Source organism: Paenibacillus terrae (assembly GCF_000943545.1).
Taxonomy (GTDB): domain Bacteria; phylum Bacillota; class Bacilli; order Paenibacillales; family Paenibacillaceae; genus Paenibacillus; species Paenibacillus terrae_A.
The window spans coordinates 39,728-56,005 of record NZ_JTHP01000027.1 but is presented as its reverse complement, the minus strand read 5'-3'; the positions used below and the strand labels follow the sequence as shown (position 1 = coordinate 56,005).

The window sequence follows — 16,278 nt, the reverse complement described above, 5'->3', positions numbered from 1 at the left end:
TTTAAGATGCAATGAGGTGCAGGTATGATTAAGCTGAATACAGTTGAGATAATCGAAATTATAAAGAAGCAAATACCCAAGGTCATGAATATCACGCCAGTGGAACTGAAATTTACCGATGACTTTGGACGGACATCATTGGCAGCGACGGATCACAAATTCACGCTGACGAACCAGCATTATTCTGCCAAGGTGATGGATTGTGTGCTGGAGACGCAGGTGCGCCCCATTTTAATGTGCGAAATTATTTATTTTCTGAAATGTGAGTTTATCGACGGGCATGTTGATGTACGGCTGGATTACGATATATGCGCGGAGGGTGGCCGTGGACCAACCGCTTCAGCGGTCATTACGTTCGATCATGCTACGCAGCTCGGGATCGAAGAACTGGCCGATCTGATTGATCTGGCGCTTCACATGAATGATAGGGCCTGGTTTGAAGAGCTTTCCAGCCAATATGTCAAAACAAAAGCAGAAGCGTCTATCAGATAACTTGCTTTTTTTAGAAGTCGGTGCTAATATACGTAACAAGTTTAATGCTAATTCAATTGAATAAAGCAAGATCCTTCGGGGCGGGGCGCAATTCCCCACCGGCGGTGATGACGTGTCTGTAAATCGCTTCTGCGATGAACAGTGCGGCTTAGTCCGTGACCCGGATGCTGAACGATCAGCAGAAGGTGGACCTGGTGCAATTCCGGGACCGACAGTATAGTCTGGATGGGAGAAGGATACGAAGCGCATGTGCATGACGTGACATGTGCCGATTTTTAGCATACGTAATTGTACGTACGGCTTATTTCGTTGCAGGTAGCAAACGGAAGATTGCTTGTTCTACAAGCTTTCGTTTTCGCACGCGCTCTGAGCGTATTTAGTTGTATGGTCAGTCATGCTTTCTATTGGCAAACTTATCATTCATGTGGTCTCAGGATGTATATGGACTGCGCTTGTATACTGCAAATTCGACTCTCATCACCCCCATGACGGATATGATCCGGACTGGGGGTTTTTTGCGCTTACGCCTGATGAATAAGGGATAAACTGAACTTTAGATGGGAAGGAGTGAAAGCATGTTTACCGGATTGGTCGAGGAAGTGGGACGCATTCAGCAGATTTCCAGAAGCGGAGAAGCGATGGTGCTGGGCATTGCGGGTTCTGTGGTATTGGGTGATTTGAAAATAGGAGACAGTGTTTCCGTGAATGGTGTTTGTCTGACCGCAACACAGGTGGGTACTAAGGATTTTAAGGTTGATGTGATGCCTGAAACCTTCCGCAGCAGCAATCTGAAAGAGTTGAAATCCGGTAGCCGGGTCAATCTGGAACGGGCTATGGCGGCGAACGGCAGGTTCGGAGGGCATATCGTGCAAGGACATGTGGATGGAACGGGCACGATTCGTCGGGTGACATCAGACCAGAATGCGGTTGTGTACGAAGTTGCACCTACAGATCAGGCAATATTCAAATATATTCTTCTCAAAGGCTCGATTACACTCGACGGCATCAGCTTGACGGTGGCCCAGCGCACAGGAGATACCTTTGCCGTATCTATCATCCCCCATACCTTATCTGAGACGGCCTTGCAGGCCAAACGTGAGGGAGACACCGTCAATATTGAATGCGACATTTTAGGTAAATATGTGGAGCAGCTTTTGAATTACGGAAGATCAGCGGCGACGCAGGGAACGGAGAAAGCTCCTATGAGTCTGGATTATTTGGCGAAACACGGCTTTGCCTGATACCACAAGAAATAAGGAGGAAAGTGTAATGGAAAGCGGAAGCAGTGAGAGCCATTCAAATATAGTGGCTGACGTAGTGGAATATGGTGTGTTGGAGCAGGAAGTGGAAATTCGTCTGGATTCCATTGAAGAAGCGCTGAAGGATCTAAAAAACGGTAAAGTCGTGATCGTGGTGGATGATGAGCAACGGGAAAATGAAGGCGATTTTATCGCTCTGGCTGAAAAAGCGTCCCCCGAGGTCATTAATTTCATGATTACTGAAGGCCGCGGGTTGGTCTGCGTACCGATTACAGGGCAAAGAGCCGAGGCACTGGAATTGCAGCCGATGGTGGAGCAAAATACAGATTTCCACGGCACAGCCTTTACGGTGTCGGTAGATCATAGAGAGACGACAACGGGGATTTCAGCAGCCGAGCGTTCTTTGACCGTGCGTGCGCTGGCCGACGAAGCAGCCACAGGAAGCGATTTCCGCAAGCCCGGTCACATGTTTCCGCTGATCGCCCGCGATGGGGGTGTTTTGCAGCGTGCGGGTCATACCGAGGCGGCTGTTGATCTGGCCCGGCTCTGCGGCTCCAAACCCGCCGGAGTCATTTGCGAAATTATAAAGGAAGATGGGTCCATGGCTCGGGTGCCTGATTTGGCAGTGATCGCCAAGCGTCATCATTTGAAGCTGATCAGTATTCAGGATTTGATTGATTATCGTCGTCGTTTGTCATTGTAAGTACAGTTTTGAAACTCATTATTTTAAAAAAAGAGAGGTTGATTCATATGGCACGTTTTCTGGAAGGTAATCTCGTATCGGATGGTTTGAAGTATGGTATTGTGGTAGGCCGGTTTAATGAGTTTATTACAAGTAAGCTGTTAAGCGGTGCAATCGATGCGCTTCAACGGCATGGAGCGCAGGAAGATGAGATTGATGTGGCCTGGGTGCCAGGCGCTTTTGAAATTTCACTAATTGCTCAAAAAATGGCTGCGAGCGGTAAATACGATGCTGTGATTACACTGGGTACGGTGATCCGTGGTTCTACCTCCCATTATGATATCGTCTGCAATGAAGTGGCCAAGGGTGTGGCGGCAAGCAGTCTGAAAACAGGTGTGCCTGTTATTTTCGGTGTAGTGACGACGGAAAACATTGAGCAGGCTATTGAGCGTGCAGGTACGAAGGCTGGTAATAAAGGCTGGGATTCCGCACTGGCTGCGATTGAGATGGCGAATCTGGGCAAGCAGTTTTAATTTTGCCAATACCTGAATAGAACGGCATAACTATAGCCGGAAAAAGGGATTGGATTGTTAAGCAAGGCGATGACGTATATACTACAGAAAGAGGGATTGATAAAGTCGAGCATAAGTGCTAACGGGGAAAGGTATTGTTGAATGATGATTGGAGTAAGGCAGGGGGAAGCACATTGACAGTCGTAAATTACAAGCTGGAAACATTCGAGGGTCCACTAGATCTGCTGTTGCATCTGATTGATAAGGCCGAGATCGATATTCAGGATATCCCGATTAGTGATATTACCGATCAGTATATGGCTTTTTTGCACAGTATGCAGGAGCTGGAGCTGGACATTACGAGCGAGTTTCTGGTGATGGCGGCGACGCTCTTATCCATTAAGAGTAAATTGCTGCTTCCCAAGCCACCTGTAATGGAATATGATGATTTGGATTTTTATGAAGAAGAGGATTATGATCCGCGGGATGAACTGGTTCGCAAGCTGGTGGAGTATCGTAAATATAAAGGGATTGCCCGCCATCTGAGTGAACGTGAATGGGAACGAAGTCTGATCTACGGCAAGGAGCCGGAAGATTTGAGCGCATTCCTGCCCACCGAACCCGCCAATCCGGTGCATGGGCTACATGCAAGCGATTTGGTCGCGGCCTTTCAGCGTGCGCTGCGTAAAGCAGAGCGACGTACGACGGTAACCCGTATTCACCGCGATGAAATTTCGGTCAAGGACCGTATTCGGCAGGTCATCGGGGCGTTGGAGATGGTAGGGACGGGAGGACGGCTTCTGTTCTCCAAGCTGATGCATGAGGATATGTATCGGCATGAAGTGGTAGTCACCTTTTTGGCTATCCTCGAACTGATGAAAATGAAGCAGATTTTCTGCTATCAGGAGAAGCTTTTCGATGATATTGTAATGGAGTGGAGAGGGGATTTACGGGTTAATGGATTATCTGAAGCTGAAATCAATTATTGAGGGACTGCTGTTTCTCGCGGGAGAGGAAGGGTTGTCCGCCAAGCAGATCGCTGACATTGTAGAGCAGCAGCAAGAGCTGGTTGAAAAGAGTCTGGAGGATATGAAGCAGGACATGGAGCAGGGAGGAAGAGGCTTGCAAATTGTCCGTATCGCTGGGCATTATCAACTGGCAACCTTATCCGAACATGCACCTTATTTTGAAAAGCTCGCCTATTCTCCGGCACGTGCCTCGCTGTCTCAAGCGGCTTTGGAGACACTTGCCATTGTGGCCTACCGCCAGCCCATTACAAGAGTTGAAATCGAAGATATTCGCGGTGTCAAATCTGAGCGGGCTATACATACTCTGGTCAACAAGGAGCTTATTGAGGAAAAAGGTCGGGCTGAGGCCATTGGACGGCCGATTTTGTATGGAACGACGAAGTCATTTCTGGATTATTTCGGTTTGGGCTCTTTGGCGGATTTGCCGCAGCCTGAGCTGTTTGAGGACTCAGATAATCTGGAGGAAGAGACACAATTGTTGTTCGAACGTTTGGAGAACCGCCAGCAGGATATGAATGATACGGAGTCTTGATGCCTGGCAGAAGCCTGTTTTACGGGTTCTCTTCATTGTTAAAGGTTTCGAAATTTAGAAAACAGCCAGTCCTCGCATAATGGGGGCTGGCTGTTTAGCGTTTTAGGATGCATGTTTTCCGGGCGAAGGGTCATACTATTTTTGCCATGGTATATCCATGGAGAAAAAAGGCAGGGAGGACTCGCCAGTGTGGAAATGGATCGGTATCGCCATCATCGTCGTTTTGTTACTTGTGCTGGCTGTTCTGCTCTCCCGTATCCGATTGAAGCTGGATATTGCCAAGCATGATAATGATGACCGGGCGCATCTGGAGATCAGATTTCTGTACGGGTGGATTAAAATAAATTATGACATTCCGGCTATTCTGCTGGCAGGTTTGCAAAAAGGGCTTCTCTATCGACTCGATCGCAACAAAAACATACATAAAACCGATGCCACCATTGACAGCGGCACCATCGATAAAGAGAAAATTAAGCGATTTATACACGATGTTCGGATACTTCTGAAAGGAACGCGGTCCTTCCGTCGATGGATACGTCATACGCTAGCCCATGTGACGATGTCGAAAATGGAATGGTCCACCAATATCAGTCTTGCTGACGCTGCTTATACGGCTACCTCTACCGGTATTCTGTGGGGGCTGAAAACGTCACTGATCGGTTTTGCCTCCAGCTTTGTGCGCATGAACTGCACACCCAAGCTGTTTGTCGTGCCCTATTGGGTGGATCGCCTGCGTTTTACTACCACTTTGACCTGTGAGGCAAGTATTTCACTGGGTTATGGCATTTATTCGATGCTCATGTTGGCTTACCGCATATGGCGCGTACCAGGCGGTGCAGAGGCGTGGAAACGGGTATTCTCCAAGAAACCAGTAAAGCATGAGGAATAATGAGCCATACATATTTCCTTGAACCCCTGCGCACACTAGCGAAAGAAAAGGCAGTCTACGCTTGAACAAAGCAGAGGAGGAATAATCATGTCAGATCACCCGATTCAAGGGCTCATGCAAACCGCGATGGAGAACATCAAAGCCATGGTGGATGTGAATACGATTGTGGGAGACGCGGTGGAAACACCCGATGGTTCCGTTATTTTGCCAATCAGTAAGGTGGGATTTGGCTTCGCAGCCGGGGGCAGCGATTTTAATGTAGATGAAGAGGCGCTTCATACATCCTCGTCGTCAGGTGCTCACAGCGGCAAGGAAGGACATCCTTTTGGCGGCGGTAGCGGTGGTGGTGTATCTATTCACCCGATTGCTTTTCTGGTTGTCGGCAAACAGGGGGCACAAATCGTTCCATTGGACAATCAAACGCATCTGATTGAGAAACTCATCGACTCCACACCATACCTGATTGATAAGGTTCAGTCTATCTTCCGGAATGCAGGCGGCGACTTGCATACTCCACCCCCACAGGTACCTGTAGATGTCACTACTGATCACAGTCACTCTGGCCCGGCTTACTTGTAAAAGTTATTGAACAGGATTATTTGTACAGGAGGGTATTCTCAAAGCCAGCTATCGGCTAAGGAATACCCTCTTTTTTACATACACCTAACCATAATATTTTTATGCACGAATATACTGTCTTCCACCAATGCTCGCATGTATACGGGGAGGGTGCTCTTGTGAAGGGCTCAGCGCAAGTTCTTCTTCCCGGTTTCCTTCAGGGGCAAACTGCGACAGATAGGCAAAATCGGGGTAGATCACTTCATTTGTCAAATAAGCAGAAGTGGTGGCCCTCGGTCGTCGATGACGATTGAGGGAGTCGATGATGCCTTGCGCTGTGTGGATGCCAATCCCATGACCATAAAACGAATCTTCCCTTAGCTTGACAACATTTTCTCCTTTCCACTCCGGCGTTTCGGGTGATACATCGGGATTGTTGAAATACAGGATGTCGCCAGGAACAGCCTTGTGACTCCCTTGCTCCTGTATGAGTCTGAGATCACTGTCATAGTGCCAATCATATAGCAGCATATCGGCAAAAATCCGATTAAATTCACTTTCCAGAATGGAATCCAGCACTCCTTTGTAGAGCACAATGACCATAGCTGTCGCGCACTCAAAGGCATATTTATGCCCATTCACAAAAATATCCCTGATCCCCTGCGCCGGAGTGACACCTGCTTTAATCTGAAATCCGCCTTTCTCCGTCAATTCCCAAAATTGCTCGTTGCTGCGTGCTGTATCAAAGGTGGCGAAGGATACACCGCTTCGATTCAAGGCTTCAGCTGCCTCAACAATCCGGGCTCTTAAGATCGTTTCAAACTGTTGCCGCTGCATGTTGTACCTCCATTCATTCGTCATGTTTAGTAACTATTATATATATGTAATCAGGAATGCAAGTTGCCTGTTTGCGTAGAAAAGAAAGCGGATAGAAGGACGATACACCATGTCCCTAGAGGGATTTTCTGCTATAAAGGTGGACATACTTTGAACAGCTTGGACATAGAATGGTACAAGACTTGTTCAAAACCGGAGGAATCCAAATGCTTAAAAGAAAGCCGAAAATCTACGCGGGATACAGCCAGCTTTTGCCCAAGATACGTGTTTTTGTGTTGCCGCTGGCACTGCTGCTCGTCTTGACATTGCCGCTCACACTGCTGAGTCCGCAGGCTGCTTGGGGAGCAGTGAAAAAGGAGGAATTCCCACCTGCTTTTACTACACATGCACAGGCTTCATCTCTAATTGATGTCACATCAGGAAGAATCATATATTCCGCCGAGGGTGACCGAGAGCTGCGTATTGCCAGTCTGACCAAAATTATGACCGCGATCGTAGCCATCGAACATGGACGCTTGCAGGATCCGGTAAAGGTGAGTCCGACGGCTTATGCCAAAGAGGGTTCCTCACTTTTTCTCCAAAAGGGTGAACAAATGACACTGGAAAATATGCTGTACGGCTTGATGCTCCGTTCTGGTAACGATGCGGCTTCCGCCATTGCTGAGCATGTGGGAGGGACGGAGGAAGGATTTGTTCATTTGATGAATGAGAAGGCGGTTGAGCTTGGACTAAGCCATTCCCACTTTGCTAATCCGCATGGACTGGATGCCGAGGGGCACTATTCCTCTGCCAATGATATGGCCCGGCTTACCGCTTATGCGCTGCATAATCCAACCTTTTCCCGCATTGTGAAGACGGAGTTAAAAAAAGCGCCTAATCCGAATGAATCATGGGATTATTCATGGCATAACAAGAACAAGATGCTGAGGCTCTATGAGGGAGCTGATGGTGTAAAAACGGGTTTTACGAAAAAAGCGTTTCGCTGTCTGGTCAGCTCAGCTACACGGGACGGTCGCCAGCTTGCCGCTGTTACCTTAAATGATGGAGACGATTGGAACGATCATGCCCGTATGCTCGACTACGGTTTCCGATATTATCCGCTCATTCCGATTACGGACAAGCAGCAGCCGATTGACGGTTATCCGCTGCTGACAGGCACAAGCTTTGCCTATCCTTTGCATGATGGGGAGAAGGCGCAGCTGCACAAAAGACTGGTCCTGTATAAAAAGGCCAAGTCTAACAGAGCTGACGTATCCTTCGGTTTGCGGGGACGTGTCGAGTTTCTGCTGGAAGGCAAGCTTATTGGCTCCGTTCCTGTGTATGACAAAGGCAGCTTGCTGCCCGCCCGAAGCACAGTACAGCCACAACAGGAAATTCCGACTGCACAAGCTCCTGCAAGCCATGGCATCCAAGAGCGTACCTGGACGAGCGGATGGAGCGAGATTTTAAGAAATCTGTTCGGAGCATAGAGGTTAGGTTACATTCATCGGTGAAAGGGAGGGATCGGCCTTGATTCATCTCATATGGGTGGCCCTGATTTGTATTGGATTTGTGTTTGCCGCCGCGCAGGGAAATATTGAAGTGGTGACCAAGGCGGCATTTGATGGGGCGGCCACGGGCGTTACGGTATGCTTTGGACTGATTAGTGTGCTTGTATTCTGGATGGGTATGATGAAGCTGGCGGAAGATGGTGGGCTTTTGCAGAAAATATCCAAACTGCTCGCCCCGTTAGTAGCCTTTCTGTTTCCTGATGTTCCGCGTAATCATCCGGCAATGGGGTATATCTTGTCCAATATGAGCGCTAACCTGCTCGGGCTGGGAAATGCGGCGACCCCGATGGGTATCAAGGCGATGCAAGAGCTGCAATCCCTTAATCCCGACAAGCAGACCGCTACACCCGCTATGTGTACGCTGCTCGCGTTGAACACGGCCAGCATTACGCTTATTCCGACCACACTGATTGCGATTCGTCTCAATTATCATTCCGCCAATCCGACCGAAATCGTCGGGACAACGCTGGTGGCGACTGCGATAGCCACCTTTGCCGCGATTGCGGCGGATCGCTGGTACCGTAGCCGGGAGCTGCGTCGTCCTCCAGCCAGTCCACCTTCCACATCATCATTGCCGCCACAGAAAACAAAAACACAGGCACCACAGGGCACGCCAGTAGCTGCGTCCTCTCCGGCTACGCCGCCCGTTTCTTCACCTGCCGTTCAGGGATCGGGAATGACGGCTGCCAAGGGCAGAAACACCACTTGGAAAGGATGAGGGAGGCATGCTTTACTTCATTAACCTCGTTTCGACTTGGGCCATTCCGGTTATTCTTGCCTTTATTCCTTTATATGCATATGCCAAAAAGGTACCGGTCTACGATTCCTTTGTGGATGGAGCCAAAGACGGCTTCTCTACGGCTATCAGTATCATTCCTCATCTCGTAGGCATGATGGTGGCTATCAGCATTTTTCGAGCGTCCGGCGCTCTGGATTACTTGATATCCTGGGTAACGCCTTGGATTAAAAGCTGGGGCGTACCCGGTGAGGTTCTGCCATTAGGACTGTTGCGCCCGTTGACGGGCACCGGTTCGCTTGCGTTTACGACGGATCTGATCCGCACGTATGGCCCGGATTCCATGATCGGTCGTATTGCCTCCACGATTCAGGGTAGCACGGACACGACACTCTATGTGCTGACTGTATATTTCGGCGCGGTAGGTATTCGAAATGGGCGTTATGCCTTGAAGGTGGGGCTGTTTTCAGACGTGGTCGGTTTTGTGGCAGCGATTGCGATTTGCCTGCTTGTATTTTGATTCCTGCATTGATTTGTGAACGGGGGTTGTGATTTTGTTCATGGATGGGTATCATTAGCATGAGGTGAATTAGCGAACATGGAAAGATTGCAGAAAATACTGGCCCAGGCTGGTGTAGCTTCCCGACGTAAATGTGAGGAGCTTATTCAGGCGGGTAGCGTGGAAGTGAACGGGGTTACCGTAACAGAGCTGGGAACGAAGGCAGACCCTGATCAGGATATAATTACGGTAAAGGGTAGACCGATCAAAACCGAGAAAAAAATCTATTTAATGATGAACAAGCCTAAAGGCGTGATTACGAGCGCTTCCGATCCGGAAGGCCGTAAAATTGTGTCCGACTATCTGAAAGGCGTTAAGGAGCGCGTATATCCGGTAGGTCGTCTTGATTACGATACTGAAGGGCTGTTGTTGCTCACCAATGATGGCGAGTTCGCCAATCTGCTCACCCATCCGAAGCATCATGTTCCCAAGACGTATGTAGCGACAGTCAAAGGCGTTCCGCACGGAACCGAGCTGGACAAGCTGAAAAAAGGGATCGTGCTGGAGGATGGTATTACCGCACCCGCTGAGGTAGAATACAAGGATGTGGACCCAAACGGCAAAGAGTCTGTAATCCAAATTACCATTTATGAAGGCAGAAACCGTCAGGTCAGACGGATGTTTGAGGCCATTTCCCATCCGGTCATCAAGCTTAAACGTATTGCCTTCGGCGATCTTTTGCTGCAAAATTTGAAGCGCGGTCTGACGAGACCCCTCACCAAGGACGAAATCAACCGTCTCATTCAACTTGCACAGTCAGACAACACGAAAAAGAAACGGACAGGACGGGGGTCATAACCCCGGCCTTTTTGGTGTAAAGAGAGCTGAATGAACAGAGCAAGGTTTGACCGGACACGGGAAAATAGTAAAATAGAGAGAATGCTTTTTTTAGCGAAGGGGCTGGGAATATGTCAGAACATAGCAACCGCATATTAATTGTAGATGATGAAGAACGCATTCGCCGCCTTCTGCGGATGTACCTGGAAAAAGAAGGATACGAAATTGATGAAGCTGAGGATGGCGAAATTGCGCTCCAGAAAGCGACTGCAAGCGATTACAGTATTATTCTGCTCGATGTGATGTTACCGGGCATGGATGGAATTGAAGTTTGCACACGTCTGCGTCAGACCAAAGCTACACCTGTGATCATGCTGACTGCCAAAGGCGAGGAAGTGAACCGCGTACAGGGCTTTGAAGTCGGGGCCGATGATTATGTGGTCAAGCCTTTTAGCCCGCGTGAGGTGATTTATCGAGTGAAGGCGATTTTACGCCGTTCGTCGGAAACTGCTTTTTTGACCAAGGAGACGGTGCCGAGCAACAGCATTGTTTTCCCGAATCTTATTATTGAGCATGATGCGCACCGCGTAAGTGCAGGCGGGATTGAAATCAGTCTCACTCCTAAAGAGTACGAGTTGCTGCATTATTTGGCTGTATCGCCGGACAAGGTGTTTTCGCGCGAAGAGCTGCTGAAAGACGTATGGAATTATGAATTTTTTGGTGATCTACGAACGGTGGATACGCATGTCAAACGGCTTCGTGAAAAGCTGAACAAAGTATCACCGGAGGCAGCGGCTATGATTACAACGGTTTGGGGTGTCGGCTATAAGCTGGAGGTTCCAAAATAACGTGAGCTTCTGGAGATCGCTGGTAGGCAAGCTGTGGATTACCATCATTTGTTTGGTAGGCTGTGTGCTTATTTTTCTGGGACTTTTTTTGTTGCCTTACATCAACAGGAATTTCGCCGCATATGAATCGACGGAAATCAAGCATTTGTTCACCTATACATGCATTGTCGGCTTTTTACTGACGACTTTTTTTGCTTTGTTTCTTTTTACTAAAATCACGCAGCCTATGCAGCTGTTGATTCAGGCGGCGAATGCGATCCGTGAGGGAAGATATGATACACGGCTTTCGCTGGTAACGAGTGACGAGATTGGCGAACTGGCGAAAACTTTTAATCATATGTCTACGGAGCTGGAAGCGACGATCCGCAGTCTGAATGAGGAGAAGAATCATCTGTCCAGCGTGCTGAGAAGCATGTCTGATGCTGTAATGACCTTCGACAGAAGCGGACAAATCATTTTGACGAATCCGCCTGCGCAAAGTCTACTGGATAGCTGGAAAAAGCTGGAGTGGCAAGAGCATGATCAGGAGGAATTCGGAGTGTCTGTACCTGGGCCGTTGCTGCCGTTGTTCCACACCGTTATGCACAGGGGAGAGGACGGTGGGGACTATATTCATGTAAAACAGGGCTCATGGTCGGTACAAATGGCGCCGTTGTACACGGATAATGTAATTCGTGGCGCTGTCGCTGTACTCAGAGACATCACGGAGGAAGTCAAGCTGGAGAAGATGCGGAGTGACTTTGTCGCTAATGTGTCCCATGAAATTCGTACACCGCTTTCTATGATGCAGGGCTACAGCGAGGCCTTGCTCGATGGAATGGCTGGTTCACCAGAAGAATCCGAGGAATTGGTGCGGGTCATTCATGATGAATCGTTGCGTATGGGAAGACTGGTCAAGGACCTGCTTGATCTGGCTCGAATGGAGGCAGGTCATACAGACATGCACCGTCAGGAAGTGGATGTCAATGAACTGATCGAGCGTGTTCACCGTAAATTTACGGTGCGCTCGAAGGAACAGGGGCTGACGCTCGATTATCATGAGCAAGGTCAGCATCTACTGCTACCTGAAGCAGATGAAGACCGATTGGAGCAGGTGCTGACCAACTTGTTAGATAATGCGTTCAGGCATACGCCCGGCGGAAAAAGTGTTACCATTAGTGCCGATCAGATTTTGGGGGAACGGCATGAGCTGATTCGCATTCGGATTAAGGATGAAGGTGTGGGCATTGCCAGTGAGGACCTGCCTTATATTTTTGACCGCTTTTACAAGGCAGACAAGGCCAGAGTGCGGGGCGTGGACAAAGGAACCGGTCTGGGGCTTGCTATTGTCAAAAATATTGTGGAGGCTCACGGAGGCTCTGTCTCCGCAGCCAGCGTATTGGGAGAAGGGACGGAGTTCACTATTTTGCTGCCGATCTCAAAAAAACAAAGTCGGGCTCTGTAACAGGCTTGTAAGCCAACAGCAGAGTACCCCGGTTCGCAGGCATCCTCGGAAGAGGGTGCTTTTTGTTGAAAAATCAACATTTATCTTGTTCAACGTGGAACATTCAGCTTCTCAGAACAGGTAGGTCTAATGCTGGTCACGGATATGGGGCGTGGATATATAAAAAAAGACGCCCGGTTCGCCGGACGCCTCTCTGATTAGGCAAAGCATGTTAACATTATACAGCACTGCTGATAGCTTAATCGAGTACCACTTCTTGAGCGGTATTCAGTTCAGGCAAGCCAACCAGTTGGATCAGTACGTCTTTAGGAACGGCTTTATCAACGGTCAGAATCATGATGGCTTCACCACCGACAATTTTACGTCCTACCTGCATGGAGGCAATATTCACGCTGTTCTCTCCGAGCAGAGTGCCGACACGCCCGATAATGCCGGGTTTGTCATTGTGGGAGATGAGCAGGAAATGCGCTTCTGGTGCCACGTCCACCAGGAACTGGTTCAACCGGACGATACGTTCGCCATAGCCTGCGAGCAGGGTACCTGCTACACGTTGCTCCTCTCCGCTTTGCGTTTTGAGCGTGACGGTGATCAGGTTGGTAAAGCCCTTGGTAGCCGGAGCCTGTGACACGACAAGATGGATGTCACGTGTTTTGGCAAGGTGGACAGAGTTTACAATGTTAACATCGCTGCCCAGATGGCGACTGAGCACACCTTTCAAGATATAACGTGTCAGTGGTTGTGTATCTACAGAAGACAGATCACCTGCGTAATCCACCTGGATTTCACGTACAGCCTGGTTCGTCACTTGAGCGGCAAAGCTGCCCAGCTTCTCGCCAAGCGAGAAATAAGGCTGCAATTGCGTCATCACGTTGGATGGCACCGGAGGCATGTTGACCGCATTTTTGAACGGCTCATCACGCAAAATGTGCAGCACCTGCTCGGATACGTCGATCGCTACATTCTCCTGAGCTTCTACCGTGGATGCACCTAGATGCGGAGTAACGATAATTTTCGGATGGCTCAGGAAAGGGTGATCCTGTGCTGGCGGCTCCGATTCGAATACGTCAAAGGCTGCGCCAGCAACGATGCCTTCATCAATGGCTTCAACGAGAGCCATTTCATCGACAACGCCGCCGCGGGCACAGTTGATGATACGCATCCCTTTTTTCATCACTTCAAACTGCGGACGGGCAATCATATGCTTCGTTTCCGGTGTTAACGGTGTGTGTACCGTCATGAAATCCGCGTTGCGGATAATTTCGTCCACACTTGCCAGCTTGATGCCCAGCTTCTCAGCGCGTTCTTCCGTCAGAAACGGATCATAACCGAGAATGCTCATGCCGAAGGCTTTGGCACGTTTGGCCACCTCGCTGCCGATGCGTCCCATACCGAGTACGCCAAGCGTTTTGTTACGCAGCTCAACACCGAGGAACGTTTTACGATCCCATGTACCGCTGATGGTTTTGGCATACGCCTGTGGAATATGACGCGCCAGAGCCATCATCATGGCAAAAGTATGCTCACATGTCGTAATCGTGTTGCCGTCAGGGGCGTTAATGACGATAATTCCGCGTTGTGTTGCTGCTTCCAGATCAATATTGTCCACTCCGACACCGGCGCGTCCGACAACCTTGAGGTTCTTACCTGCCGTCATGATGCGTTCTGTTACCCGGGTTTGACTACGAACAAGCAGTGCATCATAGTCACCAATAATTTGAACTAATTCGTCCTCGCTGAGACCTGTGTTCTTGTCCACCGTTACATCGTCTGCATCCATCAGTTGCTGGATGCCCAGGTCACTGATCGGATCGGATACTAAAACTTTAAACATTTGGTTTCCTCCTCAAAGTTAACTTCTTTTATGGACAGGATGTACTTCAACTGAAATACATTCCATAAAGAACGTGAAAAAACTTGAAATGCTTCTGAAAAACAGAAGATCGCGGACAGCACTAACGTGATAACGCATTGACGCAGAAAAGGGATGAAATAGCATTATGCACCTAACTGACGGTTAAAAAAGTCATATGCAGAACCGCTTTGCGGTTTGCGGGCATCAAAAAAACTCCCGAATCACATACTATCTCCATAGTAAGGGACGAGAGTTTATCGTGGTACCACCCTAATTCGCAGCCGTTTCACAACGGACTGCCTTCAGCGGTCATAAATATGACCGAAAGGATAACGGTTTTCTGCCGATTGCATCTAATGCCGGGAAATCATCCCGAGGCTTCGGTGCAATAACTCAGGAGCGCTAAAAGTAATTACTCCGTCACCGGCTTCCACCCAAGCACCGGCTCTCTGAAGACGAAATCAATACCTTTTCTCCATCATTGTTGTTGTCGCTAATAATTTTTTCATAATGTATCATGGCTTACATGGACATGTCAATAGGACATGTGACATGTGTGGACACCGGGCTAGATACAAAGCTGCAGAATGCAGAATAATAAGTTTTAAGCCTTCTTGAATCCGTTCGACTTTTTGGCTATGATGCTTAAGAAGACTATGCAGAGGACTAACTACTATGAAAAAGCTTAAAGTGAAATGGAAAAGAGCGCAAATTCATGAATTGAATGACCGCTTGCTGCTTTACAATTTGTATCTAACCCAGGGATTGACCCTGATGGTCGGCGCAATCTGGATTATTTTTCAGAAAAGAAATGTGCTGGAGTTGTTTGCGTGGCCGAACAGTCTGCATGTTTTATGGTGGGGGTTGGGACTGGCTGCGGCTATGCTGCTGGTGGACCTGCTCCTGTCGCGGGTTATGCCCGAGGATGCTATGGATGACGGGGGCATTAACCAGATGCTGTTTCAAAACCGCCCCATCTGGCATATTGTATGTATAGCAGCCATCGTTTCGATCTGTGAGGAACTATTGTTCAGAGGGGCGATTCAGTACAGCTTTGGGCCTTACTGGACAAGTATCTTGTTTGCGGTCATCCACATCCGGTATTTGCGGCATTGGATTCCAACAGGCTGGGTTTTTCTGAGCAGTTACGGTTTGGGCTACATATACGTGCAGACCGGTAGCCTGTGGGCGCCGATTATTTGTCATTTTGTGATTGACCTCATATCCGGTTTGGCGCTACGTTTTCGGAGGTATGAAGCATGAATCAGGAACTTAGCAGAGTGCAGACTTATGGCAGCCGCCGAAATGGACGCAAGAGCAAGGAAGAGAACAGTCCAAAACCGGCTCGCTCCCGTGCTTCACGGCCCGCACCGGAATTGGCTCACGTTGCTGCTGCACCGGAAGTTGCTGTGACGATGGAGGAGGATGCTCCTGTCAGCGAGTACCGGACACGGGCAGAAATGTTTCCGTCCCGCCGTATCCGGGTGAGCAAGTGGTTTTTAAATTTTTTGAGCACACTTTTTGTGCTCATTACAGCAGCATTGCTGTGGTGGGGCATCAAAGGGGCACCGCCCATTAGTAAAATGCTCTGGTAATTATAAACCTGTGTGATTGCTTGTGAGTAGAGTTATTTATAGGCACAGGCACTGCAAACGGTATACTAAAAGAGCCTCCTTACCCGCTTATATGACTTGCGGGAAATGGAGGCTCTTTTGCAATCGTT

18 protein-coding genes, 1 riboswitch and 1 other annotated feature are annotated in these 16,278 nt (G+C 48.9%); of the genes, 16 read left to right on the top strand and 2 right to left on the bottom strand.

Annotation, left to right across the window (positions count from 1 at the left end):
- The first annotated feature begins 24 nt into the window (after positions 1–24).
- From QD47_RS14535 to ytfJ, 8 genes are all read left to right on the top strand, one after another.
- On the top strand, positions 25–492 hold the full coding sequence (locus QD47_RS14535) for an IDEAL domain-containing protein (protein ID WP_044646813.1): 468 nt from the start codon (positions 25–27) through the stop codon (positions 490–492).
- 67 nt (positions 493–559) lie between these two features.
- Positions 560–733: riboswitch (FMN riboswitch) on the top strand.
- Positions 734–1,067: 334 nt separating this feature from the next.
- Positions 1,068–1,733: a riboflavin synthase gene (gene ribE / locus QD47_RS14530; protein ID WP_044646812.1), complete on the top strand. Its 666-nt coding sequence runs from the start codon at positions 1,068–1,070 to the stop codon at positions 1,731–1,733.
- Between the two features lie 28 nt (positions 1,734–1,761).
- Positions 1,762–2,454 carry a 3,4-dihydroxy-2-butanone-4-phosphate synthase gene (gene ribB / locus QD47_RS14525; RefSeq protein ID WP_082067189.1) on the top strand — a complete coding sequence of 231 codons (693 nt, stop codon included), beginning with the start codon at positions 1,762–1,764 and terminating at the stop codon, positions 2,452–2,454.
- 47 nt (positions 2,455–2,501) lie between these two features.
- Positions 2,502–2,966, top strand: a complete 465-nt coding sequence (gene ribH / locus QD47_RS14520; protein WP_044646811.1) for a 6,7-dimethyl-8-ribityllumazine synthase — start codon at positions 2,502–2,504, stop codon at positions 2,964–2,966.
- Between the two features lie 173 nt (positions 2,967–3,139).
- Entirely contained in the window at positions 3,140–3,934 is a 795-nt protein-coding gene (locus QD47_RS14515; RefSeq protein WP_044646810.1) for a segregation and condensation protein A, read from the top strand.
- Positions 3,903–4,505 (top strand): SMC-Scp complex subunit ScpB, encoded by a 603-nt coding sequence (gene scpB, locus QD47_RS14510; RefSeq protein WP_044646809.1) that lies wholly within the window; start codon positions 3,903–3,905, stop codon positions 4,503–4,505. Before QD47_RS14515 ends, scpB begins: the two co-directional genes overlap by 32 nt.
- Positions 4,506–4,692: 187 nt before the next feature.
- Positions 4,693–5,394, top strand: a complete 702-nt coding sequence (locus QD47_RS14505; RefSeq protein WP_044646808.1) for a DUF2953 domain-containing protein — start codon at positions 4,693–4,695, stop codon at positions 5,392–5,394.
- Positions 5,395–5,481: 87 nt separating this feature from the next.
- Positions 5,482–5,973 (top strand): GerW family sporulation protein, encoded by a 492-nt coding sequence (ytfJ, locus tag QD47_RS14500; protein WP_044646807.1) that lies wholly within the window; start codon positions 5,482–5,484, stop codon positions 5,971–5,973.
- Positions 5,974–6,072: 99 nt separating this feature from the next.
- Here ytfJ and QD47_RS14495 read toward each other — a convergent pair whose 3' ends face one another.
- Positions 6,073–6,813 carry a protein-glutamine gamma-glutamyltransferase gene (locus tag QD47_RS14495; RefSeq protein ID WP_268794248.1) on the bottom strand — a complete coding sequence of 247 codons (741 nt, stop codon included), beginning with the start codon at positions 6,811–6,813 and terminating at the stop codon, positions 6,073–6,075.
- A gap of 182 nt (positions 6,814–6,995) precedes the next feature.
- Here QD47_RS14495 and QD47_RS14490 point away from each other — a divergent pair, with 182 nt between their 5' ends.
- The 6 genes from QD47_RS14490 (at position 6,996) to QD47_RS14465 (ending at position 12,703) form a co-directional block, all read left to right on the top strand.
- Positions 6,996–8,258: a D-alanyl-D-alanine carboxypeptidase family protein gene (locus QD47_RS14490; protein ID WP_044646824.1), complete on the top strand. Its 1,263-nt coding sequence runs from the start codon at positions 6,996–6,998 to the stop codon at positions 8,256–8,258.
- 40 nt (positions 8,259–8,298) lie between these two features.
- Positions 8,299–9,057 carry a nucleoside recognition domain-containing protein gene (locus QD47_RS14485; protein ID WP_044646805.1) on the top strand — a complete coding sequence of 253 codons (759 nt, stop codon included), beginning with the start codon at positions 8,299–8,301 and terminating at the stop codon, positions 9,055–9,057.
- A gap of 7 nt (positions 9,058–9,064) precedes the next feature.
- Positions 9,065–9,595 carry a spore maturation protein gene (locus tag QD47_RS14480; protein WP_025685820.1) on the top strand — a complete coding sequence of 177 codons (531 nt, stop codon included), beginning with the start codon at positions 9,065–9,067 and terminating at the stop codon, positions 9,593–9,595.
- Positions 9,596–9,673: 78 nt separating this feature from the next.
- Positions 9,674–10,432: a pseudouridine synthase gene (locus tag QD47_RS14475; RefSeq protein ID WP_025685819.1), complete on the top strand. Its 759-nt coding sequence runs from the start codon at positions 9,674–9,676 to the stop codon at positions 10,430–10,432.
- Positions 10,433–10,542: 110 nt separating this feature from the next.
- The gene (locus tag QD47_RS14470; protein WP_025685818.1) at positions 10,543–11,259 is read left to right on the top strand and encodes a response regulator transcription factor; all 717 of its coding nucleotides are present in this window, start codon (positions 10,543–10,545) and stop codon (positions 11,257–11,259) included.
- Between the two features lies 1 nt (position 11,260).
- Complete coding sequence (locus QD47_RS14465; RefSeq protein ID WP_044646804.1) at positions 11,261–12,703, top strand: ATP-binding protein; 1,443 nt, start codon at positions 11,261–11,263, stop codon at positions 12,701–12,703.
- 238 nt (positions 12,704–12,941) lie between these two features.
- On the opposite strand, the gene serA is transcribed toward QD47_RS14465, so the two are convergent.
- The gene (serA, locus tag QD47_RS14460) at positions 12,942–14,534 is read right to left on the bottom strand and encodes a phosphoglycerate dehydrogenase (protein WP_044646803.1); all 1,593 of its coding nucleotides are present in this window, start codon (positions 14,532–14,534) and stop codon (positions 12,942–12,944) included.
- Between the two features lie 260 nt (positions 14,535–14,794).
- Positions 14,795–15,046 (bottom strand) — a binding site (T-box leader).
- A gap of 184 nt (positions 15,047–15,230) precedes the next feature.
- On the opposite strand from serA, the gene QD47_RS14455 reads away from it, so the two are divergent.
- Both QD47_RS14455 and QD47_RS14450 read left to right on the top strand, forming a co-directional pair.
- Positions 15,231–15,818, top strand: coding sequence for a type II CAAX endopeptidase family protein (locus QD47_RS14455; protein WP_044646802.1), 588 nt, complete (start codon positions 15,231–15,233; stop codon positions 15,816–15,818).
- On the top strand, positions 15,815–16,150 hold the full coding sequence (locus QD47_RS14450) for a hypothetical protein (protein ID WP_044646801.1): 336 nt from the start codon (positions 15,815–15,817) through the stop codon (positions 16,148–16,150). The genes QD47_RS14455 and QD47_RS14450 overlap by 4 nt, the downstream gene beginning before the upstream one ends.
- Positions 16,151–16,278: the final 128 nt, after the last annotated feature.

Excerpts from the sequence above, each read along its gene's own strand:
- QD47_RS14535 (WP_044646813.1), top strand. The coding sequence starts at position 25 with ATGATTAAGCTGAATACAGTTGAGATAATCGAAATTATAAAGAAGCAA.
- ribE (WP_044646812.1), top strand. The coding sequence starts at position 1,068 with ATGTTTACCGGATTGGTCGAGGAAGTGGGACGCATTCAGCAGATTTCC.
- ribB (WP_082067189.1), top strand. The coding sequence starts at position 1,762 with ATGGAAAGCGGAAGCAGTGAGAGCCATTCAAATATAGTGGCTGACGTA.
- ribH (WP_044646811.1), top strand. The coding sequence starts at position 2,502 with ATGGCACGTTTTCTGGAAGGTAATCTCGTATCGGATGGTTTGAAGTAT.
- scpB (WP_044646809.1), top strand. The coding sequence starts at position 3,903 with ATGGATTATCTGAAGCTGAAATCAATTATTGAGGGACTGCTGTTTCTC.
- ytfJ (WP_044646807.1), top strand. The coding sequence starts at position 5,482 with ATGTCAGATCACCCGATTCAAGGGCTCATGCAAACCGCGATGGAGAAC.
- QD47_RS14495 (WP_268794248.1), bottom strand. The coding sequence starts at position 6,813 with ATGACGAATGAATGGAGGTACAACATGCAGCGGCAACAGTTTGAAACG.
- QD47_RS14490 (WP_044646824.1), top strand. The coding sequence starts at position 6,996 with ATGCTTAAAAGAAAGCCGAAAATCTACGCGGGATACAGCCAGCTTTTG.
- QD47_RS14480 (WP_025685820.1), top strand. The coding sequence starts at position 9,065 with ATGCTTTACTTCATTAACCTCGTTTCGACTTGGGCCATTCCGGTTATT.
- QD47_RS14475 (WP_025685819.1), top strand. The coding sequence starts at position 9,674 with ATGGAAAGATTGCAGAAAATACTGGCCCAGGCTGGTGTAGCTTCCCGA.
- QD47_RS14470 (WP_025685818.1), top strand. The coding sequence starts at position 10,543 with ATGTCAGAACATAGCAACCGCATATTAATTGTAGATGATGAAGAACGC.
- serA (WP_044646803.1), bottom strand. The coding sequence starts at position 14,534 with ATGTTTAAAGTTTTAGTATCCGATCCGATCAGTGACCTGGGCATCCAG.
- QD47_RS14455 (WP_044646802.1), top strand. The coding sequence starts at position 15,231 with ATGAAAAAGCTTAAAGTGAAATGGAAAAGAGCGCAAATTCATGAATTG.
- QD47_RS14450 (WP_044646801.1), top strand. The coding sequence starts at position 15,815 with ATGAATCAGGAACTTAGCAGAGTGCAGACTTATGGCAGCCGCCGAAAT.